At 56.0% G+C, this 21250-nt stretch carries 19 protein-coding genes; 5 read left to right on the top strand and 14 right to left on the bottom strand.

Annotated elements, in window-relative coordinates:
* Nucleotides 1-229: 229 nt before the first annotated feature.
* Nucleotides 230-496 carry a PilZ domain-containing protein gene (locus C8J25_RS21410; protein ID WP_425275481.1) on the top strand — a complete coding sequence of 89 codons (267 nt, stop codon included), beginning with the start codon at nt 230-232 and terminating at the stop codon, nt 494-496.
* A 166-nt stretch (nt 497-662) separates the two neighbouring features.
* On the opposite strand, the gene C8J25_RS17815 is transcribed toward C8J25_RS21410, so the two are convergent.
* The 12 genes from C8J25_RS17815 to C8J25_RS17870 form a co-directional block, all read right to left on the bottom strand.
* Nucleotides 663-1769: a glycosyltransferase family A protein gene (locus C8J25_RS17815; RefSeq protein WP_107955714.1), complete on the bottom strand. Its 1107-nt coding sequence runs from the start codon at nt 1767-1769 to the stop codon at nt 663-665.
* A gap of 70 nt (nt 1770-1839) precedes the next feature.
* Nucleotides 1840-3084: a glycosyltransferase gene (locus tag C8J25_RS17820; protein WP_167397749.1), complete on the bottom strand. Its 1245-nt coding sequence runs from the start codon at nt 3082-3084 to the stop codon at nt 1840-1842.
* Nucleotides 3060-4301, bottom strand: a complete 1242-nt coding sequence (locus C8J25_RS17825) for a class I SAM-dependent methyltransferase (protein ID WP_107955716.1) — start codon at nt 4299-4301, stop codon at nt 3060-3062. The genes C8J25_RS17820 and C8J25_RS17825 overlap by 25 nt, the downstream gene beginning before the upstream one ends.
* Nucleotides 4302-4945: 644 nt before the next feature.
* Nucleotides 4946-6283 (bottom strand): glycoside hydrolase family 5 protein, encoded by a 1338-nt coding sequence (locus C8J25_RS17830; protein ID WP_107955717.1) that lies wholly within the window; start codon nt 6281-6283, stop codon nt 4946-4948.
* A gap of 485 nt (nt 6284-6768) precedes the next feature.
* Nucleotides 6769-7230, bottom strand: a complete 462-nt coding sequence (locus C8J25_RS17835; protein ID WP_107955718.1) for a glycosyltransferase family protein — start codon at nt 7228-7230, stop codon at nt 6769-6771.
* Nucleotides 7230-7787 carry a polysaccharide biosynthesis/export family protein gene (locus C8J25_RS17840; RefSeq protein WP_107955719.1) on the bottom strand — a complete coding sequence of 186 codons (558 nt, stop codon included), beginning with the start codon at nt 7785-7787 and terminating at the stop codon, nt 7230-7232. Before C8J25_RS17840 ends, C8J25_RS17835 begins: the two co-directional genes overlap by 1 nt.
* Nucleotides 7787-9046: a glycosyltransferase family 4 protein gene (locus C8J25_RS17845; RefSeq protein ID WP_107955720.1), complete on the bottom strand. Its 1260-nt coding sequence runs from the start codon at nt 9044-9046 to the stop codon at nt 7787-7789. The genes C8J25_RS17840 and C8J25_RS17845 overlap by 1 nt, the downstream gene beginning before the upstream one ends.
* On the bottom strand, nt 9046-9741 hold the full coding sequence (locus C8J25_RS17850; protein WP_107955721.1) for a sugar transferase: 696 nt from the start codon (nt 9739-9741) through the stop codon (nt 9046-9048). The genes C8J25_RS17845 and C8J25_RS17850 overlap by 1 nt, the downstream gene beginning before the upstream one ends.
* 120 nt (nt 9742-9861) lie before the next feature.
* Nucleotides 9862-10584 carry a tyrosine-protein kinase family protein gene (locus C8J25_RS17855; RefSeq protein ID WP_107955722.1) on the bottom strand — a complete coding sequence of 241 codons (723 nt, stop codon included), beginning with the start codon at nt 10582-10584 and terminating at the stop codon, nt 9862-9864.
* Nucleotides 10584-11951, bottom strand: a complete 1368-nt coding sequence (locus C8J25_RS17860) for a hypothetical protein (RefSeq protein WP_107955723.1) — start codon at nt 11949-11951, stop codon at nt 10584-10586. The genes C8J25_RS17855 and C8J25_RS17860 overlap by 1 nt, the downstream gene beginning before the upstream one ends.
* A gap of 6 nt (nt 11952-11957) precedes the next feature.
* The gene (locus C8J25_RS17865) at nt 11958-13262 is read right to left on the bottom strand and encodes an ATP-binding protein (RefSeq protein ID WP_107955724.1); all 1305 of its coding nucleotides are present in this window, start codon (nt 13260-13262) and stop codon (nt 11958-11960) included.
* A gap of 64 nt (nt 13263-13326) precedes the next feature.
* Nucleotides 13327-14490 (bottom strand): hypothetical protein, encoded by a 1164-nt coding sequence (locus tag C8J25_RS17870; RefSeq protein WP_146173380.1) that lies wholly within the window; start codon nt 14488-14490, stop codon nt 13327-13329.
* A 425-nt stretch (nt 14491-14915) separates the two neighbouring features.
* Between C8J25_RS17870 and C8J25_RS17875 the strand changes: the two genes are divergently transcribed.
* The 4 genes from C8J25_RS17875 (at nt 14916) to C8J25_RS17890 (ending at nt 18806) form a co-directional block, all read left to right on the top strand.
* Complete coding sequence (locus tag C8J25_RS17875; RefSeq protein WP_167397750.1) at nt 14916-16022, top strand: Gfo/Idh/MocA family protein; 1107 nt, start codon at nt 14916-14918, stop codon at nt 16020-16022.
* A gap of 33 nt (nt 16023-16055) precedes the next feature.
* Nucleotides 16056-16550: a glycosyltransferase gene (locus C8J25_RS17880; RefSeq protein ID WP_107955727.1), complete on the top strand. Its 495-nt coding sequence runs from the start codon at nt 16056-16058 to the stop codon at nt 16548-16550.
* Nucleotides 16551-16566: 16 nt separating this feature from the next.
* The gene (locus C8J25_RS17885) at nt 16567-17445 is read left to right on the top strand and encodes a hypothetical protein (protein WP_107955728.1); all 879 of its coding nucleotides are present in this window, start codon (nt 16567-16569) and stop codon (nt 17443-17445) included.
* A 77-nt stretch (nt 17446-17522) separates the two neighbouring features.
* On the top strand, nt 17523-18806 hold the full coding sequence (locus C8J25_RS17890) for an outer membrane beta-barrel protein (RefSeq protein ID WP_167397752.1): 1284 nt from the start codon (nt 17523-17525) through the stop codon (nt 18804-18806).
* Nucleotides 18807-19024: 218 nt separating this feature from the next.
* On the opposite strand, the gene C8J25_RS17900 is transcribed toward C8J25_RS17890, so the two are convergent.
* Both C8J25_RS17900 and C8J25_RS17905 read right to left on the bottom strand, forming a co-directional pair.
* Complete coding sequence (locus C8J25_RS17900) at nt 19025-19267, bottom strand: transposase (protein ID WP_107955729.1); 243 nt, start codon at nt 19265-19267, stop codon at nt 19025-19027.
* A 495-nt stretch (nt 19268-19762) separates the two neighbouring features.
* Nucleotides 19763-21220: an oligosaccharide flippase family protein gene (locus C8J25_RS17905; protein ID WP_107955730.1), complete on the bottom strand. Its 1458-nt coding sequence runs from the start codon at nt 21218-21220 to the stop codon at nt 19763-19765.
* Nucleotides 21221-21250: the final 30 nt, after the last annotated feature.

Here is a 21250-nt window from a genome sequence, read left to right on the forward strand (position 1 = left end):
CGCGTCCGTCTCACAGAACGCGGTCTAGGCTTGTCTAGGAGCTGGTGGCCATTCAATCCGTGTTGCTCACCCCGACCTCCAGATAGCGCCGAAAGCAGGTTCGGCGCGACACCCCGCCCCTTAAACCGAGACCGTTATCCTTGTCCGTAATGAATCCGTTACCGGCGCGTATCCCCCTCGGCACCCCACGGGCGTTGCGGGCTCCGACGTCTTTCCCCGTTTGTGCGGCATGACCGAAGGTCCAGACCGAACTGAAGTAGACGATCACGCGCCCGCGCAACGCGAACCTCGCCAAAGCGTACTCCTCAGCGCGACGCTTGAATGTTTTGGAAGACCGGGGGCGACAAAACACCGCGTCCGCGATCTGTCTCCTCAAGGCATGCGTATCGAGCAAGCAGCAGGCTTACAGGTCGGGGCAACCGTACTTGTAGCGGTCGGCCAGCTTGAGGCCGTTGGCGCGGCGATCGTGTGGATCAAGAAAGCTCCGCGGGCGTAAAGTTCGCAAAAGCCATCGACCCGGAAAAGGCGCGAGGAAAAGCCGCCGTGCGTCCCAAAGCTAAGATCTTGCCTCGCCCAGAAAAACAGCGGGGGGCGACGACGGGCTGGGTTGCCGACCTCGAAAATCCCGATCGTAAATAGCGAGCCCTCTCCGGTGCGATCACTTAAATCGAGCTGGCAGCGGGCTCGATCTCTGGCCCCATTAGCGCCGGTTTCGGTCGAGGCGCCATCACGTCAGCCCGGAACCGGTTCGGTTGAAAGTATTCGGTATCGACGGCGGGACCAACTTTGGTCTTCTTCTTCACGATCCAGACAAGATACGCTGGCAGACTCATTACCGCGCCGATGTAATTTACCAGGGTAAGAGGGCGGTCAACGGCTTCTAAGGACGCGGTCAGATCCTGTAGCGCGCGGTGGTATCGCTGGAGACGCCATTTAATCGCGGTTCTAGCAATATTATTCCTCGCAAACGTCTTTGCGTGAACATACGCCTCGTCAGACCAACACATTTCGCCAAACGCGAGCATGATTTCGAAGTACGTTATGAGCATCATATTGATTTGAAGCGCCGTCACGGGCGTACGACCGACGGTTGCTAGGCGATCAGAAAAGTTTTGACCATGCCGTCGCGTATAGACGAGTGGCTCGTTAATGTAACCAAAAGATCCGCGAAGTACCATACGCACCATTGCATACGGATCTGCGCCCACCTTATGCGTCCCGAAGAACGGCTTCCCACGATCATCCGAATCAAGTCGGCCAAATAGATGTTGGTATGGTAACCAGCATATGCTCCTGTCCATTATCATTCGAGCTGCGACCTTACCATCAACGACACCATTGTTGATCGGCAGGTTTGCGCGCCTGACCATCTCACAGTATACGTCATGGCACGAGACAACCTGAACATCGGGATGCCGCTCGCTGATGTCTACGAACTTTGCAATACACGTCGCATGCATCAAATCGTCGGCACAGTGTAACTTTACGTACACAGCATCGCTTGGAACAAAGGAAAAGGCATGGTCCCAATTGTCGGTAATCGGTAATGTCGCATCGTTCCGATACACGCTTACCGGTACGGTATGCGCATCGAATGCCTCTAGTAGTGCACGCGTTCCATCGGTGCTGGCATTGTCTAAAACAATGTGGACGATATTTGGATATGTCTGCGCCTGAACCGAATCCATGGCGGCTTGCAAGAACGCTTCGCCGTTCAGCACTGGAGTGACGATTACCACTAAGGGCGGTTTAGCTGGGAATGTCGCCATAAATGCCCCTAGAATTCGACCTGTGACGGCAATCCTCCGCGTCACACCATCGCCAAGCTGCCAATCTGTTTCAGATATTCGGGGTTGCCTTCAACAATTCAGGCAAATAGCCATTGCTGTGAAACACCTGCCCCTTGTTCCCTATCGAAGCTTTGCGTTCATTGGTAAGTTCGCAACGCCAGCTCTTTGAAAACGCCTCCCGCGTGAATCGGCTTATGCCCTTCGAGAGCGCAGCCGATCGCGCCGAAAATTCGGCGTGCGACATGTTCCACAAGGCGATCATCTCCTGCGCTATTGCCAGTTCGTCTTCCGGGTCGACAACACTCGCCCCCTCCCCTGCGACTTCTTCAAGCACGCTATTTCGACTGATGATTGGCACCAGGCCTCGACCGATTGCCTCGGCAACCGGCATGCCAAAACCTTCGAGCCGACTAGGCAGGACGAACCCTTTTGCCTGTGCATAGAGCCAAGAAAGTTCGCCATCTGATACATAGGGCAGTAGATCGACCCCTGCCGTTGCCGCAGCGGCGTCCACGACCGCTTCCCAGCCGGGCTCGTGTGCGCCGCACAATACGTATCGCGCACCGTGAGCTGCTAGTCCGGACCGCGCAAACGCGCGGATTGCGGTGAGCTGGTTTTTGCGCCGTCCAAGACTCCCCACGGTAAGGAAAAAAGGCGGGCGCAATCCCAGGACAGGCGTCTGAACGCGATCATCAATATCCGCGCGTAGGTGCGGGTATATCACGCTCCTCGGACTATCAGATCCTACCAACCGCTCGAACTCGCGTTGCGAGCTCAAAGAGACGAACACCATGCGCGGCTGGACGCACCTAATCTTCTCGTACGCTCGCTCATAGAGCGTGCGTAACCAGTCCGTAAATAACTCGGGGTGCGTCAAGGGACCAAGATCGTGGCACAGAACAATGTCGCGCGGGGTTAGCTGCGACATAACAACCGTAAATGGATCGAGATATAAGGTTCTCAGGGATGCTCTGCGCAGCGGGATTCGCAGCGATCGGGAATACGCATAGAGTCTCTTCTCTAACTTCAGGCCATAGCGCAATATTGTGTTCTCAGGTTTGTCTCCGGACGTTTCGGCGCCACGCCAATATCGGACATCTGCGATCATGGATCGATTATCGTCAATAATGTCCTTGCCTAGAAAATACTTACCCGTTCTGTTTTCGAGCGCAACAGAGAAATCAACGCTCCAAAGCTGTTGGGAACTGAAGGTCATATCAGGAGATCCGTTTTCATGCACTATATCTGGCATGATGTTCTGAATGCGCATCAGGATACGAAGATAGCTGGCCAAGGAATCGCCGATATGAACTTTGTGTTGGGATGTGCATCCCATAAAGATTTATCCGAGACGATCTCGTCTTTCAAATTCCAAGGCAGGATAACGACATAATCGGGATCCGTATCATCAAAGGCGCTCGGCGACCGGATCGGAATGCGTACCCCAGGGATCATCCGGCCTTGCTTCGATACGGACCTATCAACGGTAAAGTCGATGATGTCGGGTCCGATGCCACAATAGTTGAGCAACGTCGTGCCTTTGGCCGGCGCACCATAGGCCGCGATGCTCTTTCCCTTTCCTTTTAGCCCCTTCAGCATTTGACGGAATTCATCGCGCAGTGCGCGCACGCGTGTCGCCCATTGCGCGTAGGTCTCGTCGCGATCGATTCCGTAGGCGAGTTCCTCGTCGAGTAGAGCTTGCACCGCAGGCGCGGTGCGATGCGCGGCATCTGCTCGGCAAACAAGATATCGCAGCGATCCCCCATGGGTCGTCAGTTCCTCGATATCGAATACGCGCAAGCCTGCCGTGGCAAAGACACGCATCGCAGCGAATAAGGAGTAATAGGAAAAGTGCTCGTGATAAATCGTATCAAATTGCAGACGCTCCATCAGCCTGAGGAGATGCTGCACCTCGACCGTTGCTACCGCGTCGGGATTTAGAAGCTCGTATATACCTGACGCAAAATCATTGACGTCAGGGACATGCGCAAAAACATTGTTCGCGGTGATAAGATCGGCCTTGCCGCTGCGCTCGACCATTTCAAGAGCATATTCCCGCCCAAAGAAGGCCACGTGCGTTTCGATGCCTTTTGCGATCGCAACGTCGGCAACCGAGCGGCACGGCTCTACGCCGACAGCGGCGAGGCCGCGTGCCATCGAATACTGCAATAGATAGCCGTCGTTGCTCGCGATTTCGATATGCCGCGCGCCGGGCTCAAGACCAAACCGGTCGGCCATCTTATCGACATAGAGTCTCGCATGTTCCAGCCACTCCTGCGAGGTGGAGGAAAAATACGCGTAATCATCGCGGAACAGATCAGCGGCATCTTTGTGATCGATCGTTTGCGCAAGCCGACATTCGCTACATACGACCACCTTGAGACCGACGATGGCGTCGACAGGCGGGGCGCCAACCGGGTCAACATAATCATTGGCTACGGGCATATCGCCCAGGTCAGCCAGCACGAGATCAATTGATCCTCCGCAATGACGACATCCACGTCCCTCCATAGCCGCGCCCCGTATACCAACTGGCTGAAGATCACCGTGACCTATCGCCCCCGCAATACAGATATCAGTACTGCGATCGGTAGATAGTATCTTGACGAGGTAACCCGCCGTTCGACAGCTATACTACCCGAAATACCCGCGGACATCTCAGACAGGATATGTAATCATAGGGCATTCCGGTTGTTTAGCCGCTCGCGACGCCGCCAATTGCAGCCGCACGAGGGGGTGGGGAAACCCAGCCGGAAACCATAATTCGACGCGGGCCAAGGAAGGGGTACATATGCTTATAGAGCATTACATTGTTCAAGCCCCTGCCGAAGCCGGCGTTTCGATAGCGTGCCTGGGTGGCAACGAGCAAACTTTTGTGATGGTAAGCAATGCCGTCATCGAGAAAGGCTTGGGATCGCGTCCGACGACTTCAGTGCAAAGGCGCACGTACGTTGTCGAGAATGCTGTTGCGTTCATCATGATCGCAAACGGTAAGCGGGTACGCTTTAGGCCGTCTACAAATCTAATATGGATCTTGTTGCGCGACATTCCTGCAGGATGCTGGAGAACCGGCGGTCTGGTGACGCCCGTAGCGAGGGACGCCGGCCTCGTGAACGGGAGGCAAGGTGCTTACATCCCGCCTCCCGCAGTCGCACTTATTTTGCCTTTATCAATCGTACGATACGACGATCCGGCCCGGTAATCACCCCGGCGCTGTTCGTCGCTGGAAACAGGTTCATCGTATAGGCGTCATTGGGATACGCGATATCCTGGTGCGCCGTCAGACGCAGCCCGGCCGCCCTGGCCGCTTTCAGAAAATTGTCGACGATCGGTTGCCATTCATCACGGTCTGGAGCGCCGAATTCCCCCATATGACCACGATCTGCAAAGCCGTGATTAGAAAGCCATTCGACAAAGGGTGCAATCCGTTGGGCACCTAAATTGGCATTGGCAGGCGCTTTCTCACTTCCCCCGCCATAGACCCCGGCCGAACTCGCATCGAAATACTGATGAGCAGACCATATGATCTTTTTCGAAGGGTCGTTTAGCGTGTGCAGCGTAGGATTGCGGGCTGGCCAGAACTCGGCACTTGCCCAACCATATCCGTCGATGACGATGGTAATGGACGTATTGATCTTCCGGATCGCGTCGATTGCCGCCTGACAGGCCGTTCGCCATCCGCCTTCGCCTATGGCAAGATCATGCGGTTCGTTCATCAACTCGATGCCAACGACAGCGGGATGACTTCCGAACGTCTTTACAATTTTAGCACAGTAATCGGCAAACGCCGCGATTGGCACCTGCGCCGATCCCAATTGCGCCTTGGACTTTTTACTCCAGGTGCCATCATAGCCAACATACCGCTCGCCATAGTTATGGCACAGATCAAGTATGACCCTGAGGTTGTTTTTCTGCGCGGTATCCAGGTAATATTTTACGAGTGCGACCGTGTTACGCAGAGGATTGTTGGCATCAGCGTAGTGATCCAGCAGCTGCTCACCCAGTTCTCCATTGATCCGCGGCTGCATGCGCTCCCATGACGCTTCGAGCCGGACATGATCCATACCTACGCTGGCGTAATATGCAAAATGACTGACGGGCGTAACAAAGACCTCCCCGTTGAGATGGCCTGGCAGGGTGTCGGGCGCCCCTTCCATGGTGGATAATGAAACGCCGCGCGCAAACACCGATACGGCGCCTACCGCCGTGCCAGTCTCGTTGGGCGTGGCTGCCGGCGGAACGACAGCGGGTTCTGGCGCTGTGGTCGGAGTCGGGGTCGGGGCTGGCGTAGGTAATGGCGCTGGCGTTGGTACCACTGTGATTCCGGTGTCGGCAGCACCAGCACCGGCGGACTCGCCGCCACAGCCCGCAAGGGCCGCACCGCCCAGTGTGAGCCAGGCAATGACATGACGACGATCAATAATCATGGGTGGCGCATCGCTCTCGTCTTCTGGAGCAATCGAGGCATGGGGATCGAGATCAAATGGTCGCATCGTGTAGGCTTTCGTCGATCTGTAAGTATTTCGCGGCCAAACGTCGGGGCAAGCTCCGTCTATCTCGATAGCTGGTCCGCCACCTAGCGCTGTGAAATACTATAAGTTTAACTTTACGATCAGCCACGAACTTCTCAATGAAGATGAGTGTCAGGCTTTCGGATTTTTTTAAACGCTATTCTCGTATTTTTACGAGTAATGGTGCTAAGAAAAATAAGGACCGATACTGGATAATAAATAGTTAATTTCAGCCAAGATAAGATTGGCGCAAATCCCAAATCATATCGTCGCCTTCCGTTATTCTGCGCATAGGCCCTATGCCTTACGTCGACCCTGAAATGCGTTAGGCGCCCGTTGGCTGCAAGTAGCCCAATGGGGGTAGGGGACTTACCCCCAAAGCGGTAGACCTTCATTCTGGTTTGAGATTTTAGCGATGAAGCTGAACGGTCCGGCGGGCCGACCCAAAGGATCTCGCCGGCGCCAGATCATATAACTTTTCCCCAAAAATCAATATCTTGCTCGGCCGCCAATGCAGGCCATTGTGCGATGACCTTGGTCGCAATGTGCTTGGCGATACGTCCCGACATCGACAAATGCTCGGTGCTGGAAATGCTATCGATCCAAAGTGACTTTACGCCGAGCAGCCTTCCTAGGAGGACGAATGGAAGCATAGGGGCGGATCCCGTCGTGATTATCGCCGACGGCTTTTCGTCGCGTATAATTCGAAACGCTCGAGCGACTATGGGAAGGAACGCGGCTACGCTAAATCGCGAGGCATCGGGGACCGCATGGAACCGGCTTTCAGGTACGACGCTCGCGTAATTTTCAAACGTTGAGATATATACGACGTCAAATCCCGCGAATGCCGGCCGCAACCGCAAGAGCTCGATCCAATGCCCCCCCCCCGACGCACCAGCTAGGATGACCACGCGCCGGCTCGACGTCATCAAAAGTACCGCTCGGCGACCCTGACGGTATCACCAGGGTGAAGGGGCGTCGCGGCGGTTAGAACCGTCGACACTTCTACGCCTGCGTCGTCGCGAATGATGAAGATGTTGCGTTTGTTCGCTCGGTAGGTAAATCCTTGTGCTGTTGCGACTGCCTTTACGACCGTCAACCCGTTGGTGAAGGGATATTGGCCAGGCTTTGCGACTTCTCCCAGAATATAATATGGCCGGTACTCCGTCACTTCTGCTCCCACTCGCGGATCGCGGACAAAACCCCCACCTGCCAGCTTGCCGCTGATCGATTGTTCCAGCTGAGAGGGAGTCAAGCCGACGACCTTTACCGCGCCGATCAGCGGCAAGGCGATCGATCCGTCCGCCGAGACAACAAAGTCCCCACCAAGCTCCTTGAATCCGAAAGTCGTAATCCGGATCTTATCACCGGCGCCCAATAAATAGGCCGACTGCATCGCAACAGCGTTGCCTGGCGGTAAGGCTTTGGCGACGCATCCGGACACCATCATCGCCGTCAGGCTCGCTAGCGCAATATTTCTGTTCATCAAGACCCCTCCCCTTGGTAGCGTTCATGATAGCCCTGCCCCGCAACAGTGACGCAGCTATTTGGTATGGTATCTCTATTCGCAGTTGCGTGGCGGCTTGCCCTGCCATCCCGGGGACTCGCGCAATTCCTGTAGCGCAGTGCTCGCCGGTAAATAGTTTCGATCTCGTGGAGAACGGCGGGCCACGCGAAGGAGGCGAGCAAGCCCGGTAATGATGCGGCACGATCCTTTTGCCCGGCAAAAGCCTTGAACTGAACCAGGAATGGCACCGGGTCGGGGCGTGTTTCGAAGTCGATCAGCATGCCCATCTTCAGCCGTTCGAGTGTTCGCTGGAACGCCGGTATGTTTGAGAGAACCGGGAACAATCCAGCGGCAGCAGCTTCGACTGCAGCAATCCCAAAACCTTCGTACCGCGACGCGCAGGCAAAAACGCTGCAGCGCGCGATCAATTGGCACAGTTGCCTGTCGGTCGGTGTCGCGTGGAATTCGACCGCGTCCTCGATACCCAGCCGCGACGTCAGGGCCTGGAGAGTGGCGATCCTGGTTCCCATCTCCTTGCCCGCGACAATGAGGCGCCACGCTGGCGCTGTCTGGTGAACCGCCGCAAACCAGATCAGCAGCCGGTCCACGTTCTTGCTTGGTGCCAACCGCCCGAAATAGATCATCGTCGTTGCAGTCAGGTCACCCAGGCCCTTAAATTTCTCGGTGTCGACCGCGTTTTCGACCAGAATGACCTTTTCTTGCGCAATCGGGGAAAAGGTCGCGGCATCCTGAACGCTGGATGCCAGGACGGCCTCATACCGTCTGAGACTGAGGCGCGTAACGGTCGCAAACCAGTAGCGCTTGAGCCATCCGCCGCGCGATGTGTGAAAGATGCCGCCATGGGTCGAGACGACCATCGCCCGGCGATGCCACCGCTGGGTCACGGCCAACAGGTCAACCGAAGACTCGATGCCGTGGACGTGAATGATGTCTGCATCGTCAACATGGCGAATGATGCCGGGCGCGAAGGGATATTTTTTGAAGCCGCGATACGGCACTCGAACAATTTCTACGCCGGAACAATGCTCCCTAGAAGGAAGCCTTGCTGGCTCGCCGTCAAAGATCCGATCAAGCGTGACAACGCGGACACGGTGCCCCGCCCGCGCCTGTCCAATCGCAAGCAGCGATACGAAATTTTCGATCCCGCCAATGCCAGGTAGATATTGCCGTACCACATGGACGATGGACATCGGCGAAATGGTGCTGATACTCGTCATCAGTACGCACTGCGATCGCGCACCATTTTGGGCACTGTTTGGAAGATAATTGCAATGTCGAACAACGGTGTCCACCGCCTGATATATTCCACATCGGCATCAAGACGTCGTGCCATGTAAGACAGATCATGAATTTCGCCACGCAGTCCACGCACCTGTGCCAGCCCAGTAAGGCCGGGCTTGACCAGGAAGCGATTATTATATCCATCAAGCAACGCGCTGTAGTGGCGATCATGGGCAAGGGCGTGCGGCCTTGGACCAACCAGCGACATGTCTCCTAAGAGAATATTGAACAATTGAGGAATTTCGTCGAGACTGGTGCCTCGCAGGAAACGCCCAACCGGCGTGACACGCATATCACCGCGGCACGCGTGCGCAATCATGTCACCATCCTCGATGACCGTCATAGTTCGAAACTTAATGATCCGGAACGGTCGGCCACGATATCCGGTTCGGGTTTGCCGGAAAAAAATCGGCCCATGCGTGGTCGATTTGATGAGGATGGCGATCATGACCAAGACAGGTGCGCTGACGAGCAGCGCCAGCAGTGAAACGACGATATCGATTATACGCTTCGATGACGAGTCCGATTGATTGGCACCCTTATTCAACGTTTGCGGCACCTCTCCACCGACGACTTTCACGGTACCATTATTGATGGCTGCATCGTTACTGGTGTCTGCCGACAAAAGCATAGCATAATCCTTTGCATATCATCGGCAATACATACTCTACTTGGGCATAGCTTATTGAGTTCATAAGTATAGTATAACTATTTGACGATATGACTACTTCGTAGTCTCAGGGCGCAAGTGTTACACATCAGTTGCGATAATGATCCCGAACACGGTCGTGCCCATTGCTGAAAGGCGCTGGGTAATATGATCAACCCTTGCAATTTCGGTTTTGTTACGACGGACAACCAGCACAACGCCGTCCATTACCTCGCATAACGCCGGAGGATCGCTTGTTGCGTTGCCGCCATCGACGATCAACATATCCTGCCAGTCCAGTAGCGGCATCACGCGTCGGTGGAACCGTTCTGCATCGACGTGATCTGCATCGTCGGTATCGGCCGATCCGGCTGACAGCAGCGACAGGTTGCGGACAGACGTACCGACAGGTGCTGTGCGGGCCTCGCTTACCCCCGCAAGGACAGCCGAGAGACCAATACCAGGCAGCACGCCCAGCAGGTCTTGCTGCATGGCACCGCTGACATTGGCGTCGACAATGACCGTCGTCACGCCGGTTCGTGCGTAGGATATACCAAGGTTTGCAGCAATAAAGGCGGCCTCTGCACCGGCGTCGATGCCGACTACGGCAATGGACCGTGCCGGTGCGGCGCTGGGCCGTACTAGCGCTGAGATCGACAGCCTCAGCGATCTGATCAACTGACCGATCAGATCGTCGCCGTGCAAACCGCCCGCCGCTGGAGCGGCCGGTAAACGGTCGACCGGCAGCTGATGAGCCAGTGCGTCGCCCTTGGCGTATACAAGCTCTTCTGTACCGACATTGTCATCTATCGAACGGATCCGCATTACATCCCTCCTGCCAAGATGCGTCCCGGGCGGGACGTCGCAAAATTGAATCTGCCAATCACAGAAGCATCGGTTGCCTCCATCAGTCCGGCTGAGGTGCGCACAAGCGGCCGACGAACTTCAAGAATCACCGCTGTGAGGACGCCGAGTACCAGCCCTGCAAGCGCTGCGATAAAGACAAGCAACGGTACATTGGGACTGGCTGGCAACAAAGGCGGCGTTGCGCGGTCCACCTGCTGCGCGTTCGTCGTCGGCAGTCCGCTTTGCAGCCGCATGAGGTTCAACCGCTGCGTGACCGCGTCATAGGCCTTTTGCGCGGTAGCGACGTCGTTCTGCAGTGCCTCGACTTCGCTCTGATTGCCGGACAAGGCCAACATCCGAGCGCGCTGTTGCGACACTAGGGCCTCAAGTTGGGACTCGCGGGACGATGCAGCCGAGCTGGCGACCTTCACCGATCGGCTGGCGGTCGATGTCTCGCTGCCCAATTTTGCGCGTAGCACCGCCAGTTCGGCTTGCGCGGCCAGCATATCAGGGTGGTTGGGTCCGTAATTCGATCCCAGTTGGCCAATCTTTGCTTCGCTGATCGCAGCCTGCTGCCTGAGCGACTGGATCACCGCAGTGGACTGAACATCTGGCGATTCTGTTACCCGCGTGCCTGCGCGAGCGCGCAAATCGGCAGCGCCGCCCTCGGCCTGGGCGAGCTGCCCCGACAGCGCGCTCAATCGGTCCGCCTCGAGCGCCAGCACGCTGCCATCCACTATACCGTGGCTACGCTGAAAGTCGGTGACCCGGCTCTGTGCATCTTCCAACTTGGCGCGAACCTCATTGGTCCGCTGCTGGAACCAGCTGGCATATTGCTTGGCGGTATCCGTGCTGATTTGCATCCGCATCGAGACAAAGTTCGCGGCAAAACTGTTGGCAATCCGCGCGGCAAAGTCAGGGTTGCTGGCACGGAAGCGCACGGCAAGGACATTGGTGTCGCGCTCCGGCAGCACCTCGAGCTGGGCAAGCAGGTCGGTGGTAAGCCAGCGCTCGAACGATCCTGCTTTATGACCGCCCTTGGCCCATGCGTTTGCAAGCGTGCGGTCCGCCAACAGCCTTTCCGATACAATGACGCGCCGCGCGACGGCATCGCTTTTGATAATATCGGCTTGCGTGCCGAGCAGCGATCGGTCGTCCTGCGACGCGCTCGACTCCTGCAGCGCCGGGCTTGGTCCCTTCTCGTCGAACAATAGCGAGGCGCGGGCAACATAGGATCGCTCGACGGTCGATATCCACAACATCGCCAACCCGATGGTCAGGGCAAAAATACCGAGAATGAGTTTCCAACGGGCGCGCAACGCAGCCCACATATCGGACGAAAACATTGTGTCTTACCCCTCTCTTAGATTGGCTGCCTGCGCCGCGTGCCCGATCGCCAGGATTGCCAGCAGAAATTGTGGAGCCGCGCCGTCGCGAAAATAGAAGCGATCGGGATGGCTCTCGTCGGCCAACAGCGCGGACCCCAGCACTGTCTGCATGTCACTATCGGCATGGACGCAATCGGTGACCGCCGCCTCGCGTGCGCAGTGCTCAAGACCCTCGCGTGTCTCAGGCGCTGCGGTCTCAAGACTTCTGAACAGCGTCGCATCCGGACCATTTACCATTGCCCAGGTATCGAACGCGCGCGCCATGCCTGCCTGCATGATGGTCATATCGATATTACGGGTCCCGCGGCGCGTTGCCTCGATCGCGGCAACATAGCAGAACAGCTGAAGATGATAGGGCGATCCGCACGAGATCGATGTAATCAAGGTACGGCATGCGGCGTCGAAGGTTACGCCCGCTCGAGCAGCACCGGTATCGATCAGGGCCAGCATGTCACCTTGTGAAATGCGCCCGATAGGGACTGGTACGAGATGACGACGAAGTGAGGGGTGACACCGTATAAGATCGTCCAGGGTACGGCCAATCCCGACGATCATAACCTGCACTGAGGACCGTGCGTCCGACAAAAGCTTTATCAGTGTCGCGACCTGCTCGACGACTGCGGCACTCTCGGCGCGATCGAATTCATCGAAGATCAATATTACTTGCCGGCCATCTGATAGATATGAAAATAGATCGACAATCGCACGCGCGCCAAACTCTCCGTCCAGAAGCTTCATATCACGGTCAAAATTCACCTTTTCTTTCAACGATACCGATGATTCGGGAATGAAGGCGAGATACGGGCGAATGAGTTCGGCAAACGACGTGGCGGCTTCGCAGGCAGCGTAAATGACAACGGCGCCTTGCTGATCGGCATAATCGCCAAAAACCTGAGCGAGGGAAGTTTTCCCCGACCCACGCGCGCCGTGGATGACCGCGTGCTGGCGGTTGAAGAGCACGGCGTCGAACAATGCTTCTAGCTTGTCGTCACGACCATGAAGGTTTTTGCGCTGGCGAACCGGGTGTGCGGAATCGAACGCATTCATGATCCGCACGGTTTCGTTCCGGTTTATCAGGCGACCGCCGAACGGAATTGGGGTGGCTTCGGCGCGAGCCGCAATGTCGGCGTGTTCCGGTTCAAGCGGCTGTATCACGGCGCCGTAATGCCGCTGATCAACTGGCGAGGCGACCAGCCACTGCCATAGCCCATTCCAGACCCGCAGCAGCATATTGCCGTCGGCTTTCGTTGACGCGAGACTAACGTTCATCGCACACCATTTCGCATAGGAACCCCCGGTAAACGGACATGGACATCGGCTATGACGCGGCAGGTCATGTTGCTGGCTTCAACGTCAGCGTGCCCGAGCGCGGTCGGATCGCCGGTGAGCGCCGCCACGGTGTGCTCGGGAAGAAGTCTGGCGAGCGCATGAACCCCGCGAGCAGCCATAGCGGCGCCGCGATCTTCATACTGAAGACGGCATTGCCGGCGACCAGCAGGTTGAGAAACAGGAATAAGCTTACCGACCAGGCACAGCGGCGCTGTTCAGGCGTTCGGAAGGGGACTGCCAGCGCCACGTAGAGCCAGATGGCAACAGCCCCAACGAGCGAACAGGAATATATAAGATAGGAATAGCCGCTGTCGGGAAACGCGCTGGCATCGGCGACCCGAAACCCTAGCGATGCTGGAAAGTCGGTCATCGACAGGAGGCGAACCGAGAGACCGATCCGGCCGGCCAAATCGTCTTCTTTCGAGGGGCCCATCCAGGATGATAACCCAACCGCAAGAGACAGCAGCAGCAGAGGCAAAATTAAGGTACCATAGCGCGGTAGTCGCGGATACAGGAAATACCCGAGCATCGTAATGCTCGCAAATACCGATGCCATACGCGTATTGTTCGACATCAACGCCAAAATAACAAAACTCCCGATCAATATTTTTTCGCCACGGGCCAGCGTCCGCCACATGGTCACCAGATAGATTGCGATAACGCTCGCAAAATTGGCGAGAGACGTCTGCTCGAGAAATATAGAGGACGTTCTCGGTGTCGTGAACAGGCCAAAGCTGAACCGCCCCTCAAATCCTAACGCATTGCCGAATAAGCCGACGTCGCCATAATCGACCTCGCCCAGCCCTCTGGTATTTTGATAATAGCTGAAGGGTTTAAATAGCGAACTATATTGCGATACTGCTGCTATCTCGAATATCATAACCACACCAACAACGGAAACCGCAATCAAGAACGTTGTTCTCATTGTCGAAATGTTTGATCGTATGCCTAAGGCTGTAAACAGTGCGACAATTGCAACGTTTCGCAGAGCCTCTACCAAGAGGCCGCCATTACTGAGGGAAAGAAATATCGTACCAAAAAATGTTCCGATCAAAAAGGTCAGCCATGCGGCATCGCGTGGCGTCAGCCGATGTCGGGCAACAACCAGTCCCGCTCCGCTCAAGACGACGAACTCGCACAAGGCGACCTGAGTAACCGACAGGCTCATGACGTGGCCATTTATTATGGCAAGTACAGCATTGTAGCAGATGGCCGCCAACAACAGAATGACGATTGGCCACCGCACCCCTTGTCTTTCGGATCCGCTTTCCTGCACGCTATGTATCCCCCCAGGCATAGCCGCAACATAGTTTGCATTAAGGGGTTCAAGAAATCACTATTGTGATATTACGGTAACTCAAAGGTAGTACAGACAGAACTACCGATTTTTTTGATTTTCAATCACCTATCAAATCTTACCCTGCCGCCCTTAGCCGAGCGCGTAGCGTCGTCTATTCGCCAAATGGTCCTGAAGGCCTACGCTTTGCGATCAAATACCCTCATTCACAGTGAGTAATACTGTTGCCTACTACGTTTAACGGCAAGTGCTCGCCTAAGATGATGGTCGAATCGGAAGATTAGGGGATGCGACTAATGGAAAATATCCGGAATATCGCTGTGATCGGATTAGGAAAAATGGGGATTTCCCATTTGAGCATCGCCAACGCCACGCCCGGTATGAAGGTTGTCGCCATTTGTGACAGCTCGGCAATGATTGGTGGGATGATCGGCAAATATGTAAAGGTCCCGTTTTTCGCCGACTATGCCGATGTCCTAGCGGTCCCAGGCCTGGACGGCGTGATCATCGCCACGCCAACCCGTCATCACGACACGATGATCCGCCGTGCTCTGGCGAGCGGCGTACATGTTTTTTGCGAAAAACCGCTGACGTTATCGGCCCGCATCAGCGCCGAGCTTGCCCAGATCGCCTTTGACCAAAATCTAGCGGCACAAGTCGGCTACCATAACCGGTTCGTCGGCACTTTTGCTGAAGTAAAGCGGCTGGTCGATTCTGGTACCATCGGCAAAATTCGCCACGTTCACGCCGACGCCTATGGCCCTGTTGTTCTGAAGCCCGCCGCCAAGACGTGGCGCAGCAAATCGACGGAAGGCGGCGGATGCCTGTATGATTATGCGGCTCATCCGATCAACCTGATGAATTGGTATGTTGGCAAACCCATATTTTGTTCTGGTGCACAGCTCACCAAGCAATGGTCGGAGGACGTTGACGATGCCATTTACGCAAACCTCATGTTCGCAGGCGGGGTCTCCGGGCAGGTTTCGGTGAATTGGGCGGATGAAACCATCCGCAAGATGACGACGAGTCTGACATTGTGGGGCGACGGAGGAAAGATCTGTGTCGATCGGCAGGAAATCCGAGTGTATATCGGTGATAAAGGCACGGTATCAGCGGGCTACCGTCCGAAATGGACGGTCCGCAATATAACAGACCTGACGCCCCATCCGGCATTTTACCTGCGAGGCGAAGAGTATTCGGCGCAGTTAGAGGGTTTTGTGGGAGCCATGAATGACCCGTCATCCAGCTACGTGAACACCTTTGCCAGCGGGGCTGAGACAGACCATACCCTGGCATTGATCCGTGACGGGGCAGATAGCCTTAATCAGCCAATCGTGCCCGTCGCTGTCGCAGCCGCGAAGCGTCCCAAGAGTACGATGTTCGCTCGTGCTTTCGGATATTGAACCCGTGGCACGGACCGCTTCAGAGCCCGCGCGATGATCTTTGCATCAGTGGGATCGATGCTGCCGTTCGATAGGCTGACCCGCGCCGTCGATGCATGGGCTGGTGACAACCCGCAAACACCGGTTCACATCCAAATTGGCGACGGCAGTTACGAGCCTCAGAACGCCGAATGGACGCGGATGATGCCGCACGACGTCTATCTGCAGCGACTAACCGACTGCAGTCTATTTGTCGCACATGTCGGTATCGGATCGATCCTTCAGGCGCTCGAACTTGGCCGCCAGATGCTGATGTTGCCTCGCCGCGCCAGCCTGGGCGAACATACGACCGAGCATCAGCTTGATACTGCAGCCAAGTTCCAGGAAACCGCAGGTCTGGCGATAGCGCAGGACGCTTCTGCGCTGCGATTGGCAATGAGCGCCTTGCTATCGTCGCCGCTGTCCGGGGCGACCCGCCTGTCGTGTTTTGCGCCAAAGCCCATGACTGACAAGATCCGCGAGTTCTTGCTCACGACACTCCCACGTTGAAGAAGGACGCTATTCCATGGACCGCATCTTGTTTGGCGATAATCAATTTTTCGGTATCAATCACATGTCAGAGGATAAGGCGCGCCAGCAAATGATGCAATTTGCAGAGCTGCCTGCAATCCTCGAGACGCTGGTCGCTGCGCGCGACGCTGGCATCAATGCCTTTATGTGCACAACGCATGACCGTATCAGCGAAATCGCCGATGCCGTAAGGGCAGCCCCGCAAGAGTGGCCTGACTTCCAGTTTTATCCGTGCATGCCTTATGCGCACAAATATGCTAACGCCGTTACAGATCTTGGGTATCTTGGCACCGTACGAAAATTCCTACCGAGCCAGGGACTTTTCGACTCTGCATTGCGGGGCGGTAAAGCGCTGATGACGCGCGATGTCGAAGGCATAGCAACGTTACTGATCGATGCCGAAATGAAGCCTTTTCACGGTCTCAAGACACCGATTGTCTTTGTTCAGAACGTGATAACTGACATGCTGCTTGGGCTTGGTTACGCCGACGCCTTCAAGATTTTTGCCGACCACATCCGGACACGCTACGACGCAGAACCGGGGTTCATAACGATGAATCTCCCCATGCTCCTGCCCATGCTGGCGTCCGTTGGAATTCACAATCCGATCGTTTGTGCCAACGTCAACAAGTCAGGGTTTCGGATGTCGGGAGGAATCGAAGCCTATCGGGAAGCGACCGAACGCTGGCCGGCGCGTGTCATTGCTATGTCGGTTCTCGCATCGGGCGCGATCCCGGCAGCTGAAGCAATCGAATGGGTCGTAAAGGAGCCGTATGTCCGCTCGATACTGTTCGGCGCCTCGAGCGAACGCAACATCCGCAATACCGTCGGCTTGATAGAGCGTTTCGACGCAATGGATATGATGGCTGCTTAAACGTGGCCGTAAAATGCAACGGGGGGCCTATGCATCGCTTTCGAGCGCGTTTCGTAACGGTATCGGCATTGGGCCTGATGCCCATGATCACTATGCCAGCTACGGCGCAGGAGAGTGCTTTGCCGCGACTGGATCCGGTGGGGACGTCGATCGTCGACCAGGAAGACGGCATCACGCTCGACGTGCGGCAGCGCGTACGAGATGAATTTACGCCGATGGGCCTACGCCTGGGTTCGTTCCAGGTTTATCCAACGGTTGCGGTGGGTGCCGGGTACGATAGCAACCTGTTCGCAAATCCGACCAACCGCAAAGGTGCGGCCCTGGTCCAATTCGAGCCCAGCATTTCGGCTCGGTCCGACTTTTCAAATGGCGAGATACGATTGGATGCAAGCAGTCGGCTCACTCGTTTTCCAGGAAACGGTGACGGCGATGAGACCAGCTACCGGCTCAGCGCATCCGGCCGCTATACTGTCGCGCAATCGACAGATCTTGAAGCCGGAGCGCAACGCGAGCAATTGGTCGAGCGCCGCGATTCAAGCGGCCGGCCGGATGGCGTGGTGACGCCAATCAGGTTCTTTCAGACGCAGGCCTATATGCGGCTGCGCCGAGATAATGGAACACTCCGCGCACTCGCGAATGTCGACTATACGGTTTTCGATTTTCGCAGTACCCAAGCGTTGTCGTCCACCGGCGAGATCATCGACGTTATCAATCAAAATGCCCGGGACCAGAACAGCCTGCGTGCCAGCCTGCGCGGCGAATATATGATCACGATGGGGTTATCGGTATTTGCCGAAGGCACTGGCACTAAGATTAGCTACCGGCTCGCGCAATCGTCGCCGGGAATACCCAATCTGGACGGAACGAACCTGACTGTGATTGCCGGATTGATGTTTGGCACCAATCAACTGATCCAAGGATCAGTTGGCGCCGGCTATATTCGACGAAGCTTTAAGACAAATCGTTTCACCACAATTTCCGGAATCGCCGCTAATGCCGATCTTCGGTATTTTCTTACTCCTCTTGTCACGCTGTCATTCATTGCATCACGCAGCGTAGAAGAAGCTGTACTGCAGGGATCCACCGGTTTCATCGCCAATGGTCTTGAACTACGTGCCGACTATGAGTTGCTGCGCCCGCTTATCCTGAATGTGCATGGCGCCTATCGCTACAATGATTTCCGCGATAGCCCGCGCGCCGACAAGATATTTGAAGCTGGAGGAGGCGCCCGCTATAGCGCAAACCGCCGCCTAAGCTTCGACCTTGACATGACGTATTTGCGTCGCACGGTAAAGAACGATATCTTCAGTCCGACATATAACGATGTTCGCGCAACCATAAGTACGCGCTTTAGTCTATAAAAAGCTTCGCTCTGTTGGATTTTTCAACCTGTACGCCAGGTCAGGTATCGGTACGATAGCGGCAATTGTATTATCGATGGCTGCCCGCGGCCGGGTTCTGGTTTGCTTAGGGCTCAGACTCATTCACAGCCAGATGGCGACAGCCGTTGCGAGGGCTACGGCTGAGAGGAAGTTGGCGGCGAGCTTGTCGTATCGAGGAGCGACGCGACGAAAGTCTTTCAGGCGACAGAAGGCATTCTTGACGAGGTGGCGGCCGCAATATCCTTGTCGTAGCGAATGGTTCGCTTTCGGTTGCCGCGTCCGGAAATGACGTGAACGGCGCCTGCCTCACGGAGGGAGCGGCGCAAGCTATCGGCATCGTAGCCCTTGTCACCGAGCAGGTATGGCATGCGATCCGCGTGTTCGAGGAGGGAGGGCGCGGCCTTGATGTCGCTGACGTTGCCCGGTGTCAGCATCAGCATCAGTATCAACGCTTATGGGCCTCGATGCGCACGATGAAGGAGTCTGAGGCGAATGGGTCTAGCATGACGGTGGACCATGCCGCGGATACATGAGGTCGACAACGTATGCCAACGGCTACAGCGACCGTTACGCAATGGCTTACGCAGCGGCGGTACGCCTGCGGTAGCTTTCGCTGTGTTGAATTCCAGACTGGTGACTGATGGACGTGAGCGAACCGATCTCGCAGATGCCATCTGTTCGCCAAACCGCTTTTCGCCCGCTTGAGGCGATCAAGCGGCGTTTGGGTATCGTGCCAGATGAACGCTCTTTCCAGCATAGGCGCTAGGCGAAGTGGCGCGAGCGTATGCACCGGACGTCTTTGGTTTGCTGCCCGGACAGGTGAAAACGTCCATATGCGTTACCCCAAAGTGTCATCCGGTATATCCGCTCGCATCGCGCCGTGCGTGCACATGATAGGGTTCAGCGCGGAACGCCCCGCCCCGCCGCGAACGCAACTATCCCGTCGATAGCGATCGCCCGCGGAATCGGGCGGCGATTGTAGCGATTGCCATGCGGAAAATGCCAGGCGACAATATCCGTAGCAGCAGCAGGTAGGCGATAACGCCGACTGGCACCATAATTGTCAAAATCAGCGTCGCTGGCAGTGCGGACGGTAGCAACCGGCGAACGGTAAACAGCATAATTGCCATGCCACAGGCTCCAACGAACGACGGCGCGAGTGCTTTGCCCAGGCTTCCCCATAAGATGTCGAGTTGGCGCAACGCGTACCGCATTCGGACAGGCGTCGCGGCAAACGTCGTTGCAGACACCGCAGCAGCGAGGGCGATCGGGCCAAACTGGATGGCAAACGTGTAAATCACAAGTTTGCCGATGGCGGTCAATCCCGAACTGAACGAGTCCAGATGCGATTGTTCCGATATGAGCAGAATCACCGTCGCGAACTGCGCAATCGCAAGGCAATAACCGCTCAATGCAAGTGCCGCGAGGATGGGGGCTGCCTCGATCCAGTTCTGCCCCAAAAGCAGATGAACAATTTCGGGGGCCGTTGCCGCAATTCCGGCAAATACCGGGGCCGTTACCGAACTTGCAACCGTTATACCAAGCAGGAAAGCCTGTTTACGCGGAGCGCCCTGCTCAATATCGGCGAGTGCTGGCAGCGCAACTGACGAGATCGCGTTTACTAGAACCAAGTTGGCCGCCAGCATTATGCGTTTGGCGGCATTGAAAACGCCGGCGACCGCTGGTCCTAGATATGCGGCAACGAATAGAAGATCACTGTCATTCGCAATGGAATTCCAAATTGCACTTGCTGCGATATGCCGAGTTCGCAGCACAGTTGCTCGAGTATCTGCCCAAGATAAGGCAATCTTAGGCTTCCAATCAACAAATAACCACAATGTGATGAAATTGACGATATTAATCGCGAATTGCTGCCCGACAAGACTCCACAACCCAAAGTTTGCAACCGCCATGCTGATACCGACGATGCCGCCAATAAGGACCGAAATGATCGCGCGCAAAGCTAACGCGCGGAACTGCATATGTCGTGCAAGCCAAGCACCGTGCGTCGCGGTAAGTCCAAACGCGATGAGTAATAGCGCTACGATATGCAATGTGTTCGCCGCGCCCCGCATTCCAAGCAACGTCAGGAGCGGCGTCGAAAACAGCCACAATAGAATGGAGCCAGTCACCGAGACTAGCACGAGTAGCGTCAGGCATACGTCATAGTCGTGCTCGACTATGGTCGTTCGGGCATTGAGCGCGAACGCCGCAGGATCAATACATACCCGACGGACAAACTCAACGACGGTAAGGCTTACGGCAACGAGGCCGAAGTCTTCCTTCGATATATACCGCGCTAAGGCAAGGAATATGATAAGCGATAGCCCCTGCGCTCCGCCCTGCCCAAGCACCAACCAAAGTGCATTCTTGACCGCTCCCTGCTTCTTCATAATGCCGCTCCGCTGTCAGCATGGAGGCCG

The organism is Sphingomonas faeni, from assembly GCF_003053745.1.
Classification (GTDB): Bacteria; Pseudomonadota; Alphaproteobacteria; order Sphingomonadales; family Sphingomonadaceae; genus Sphingomonas; species Sphingomonas faeni.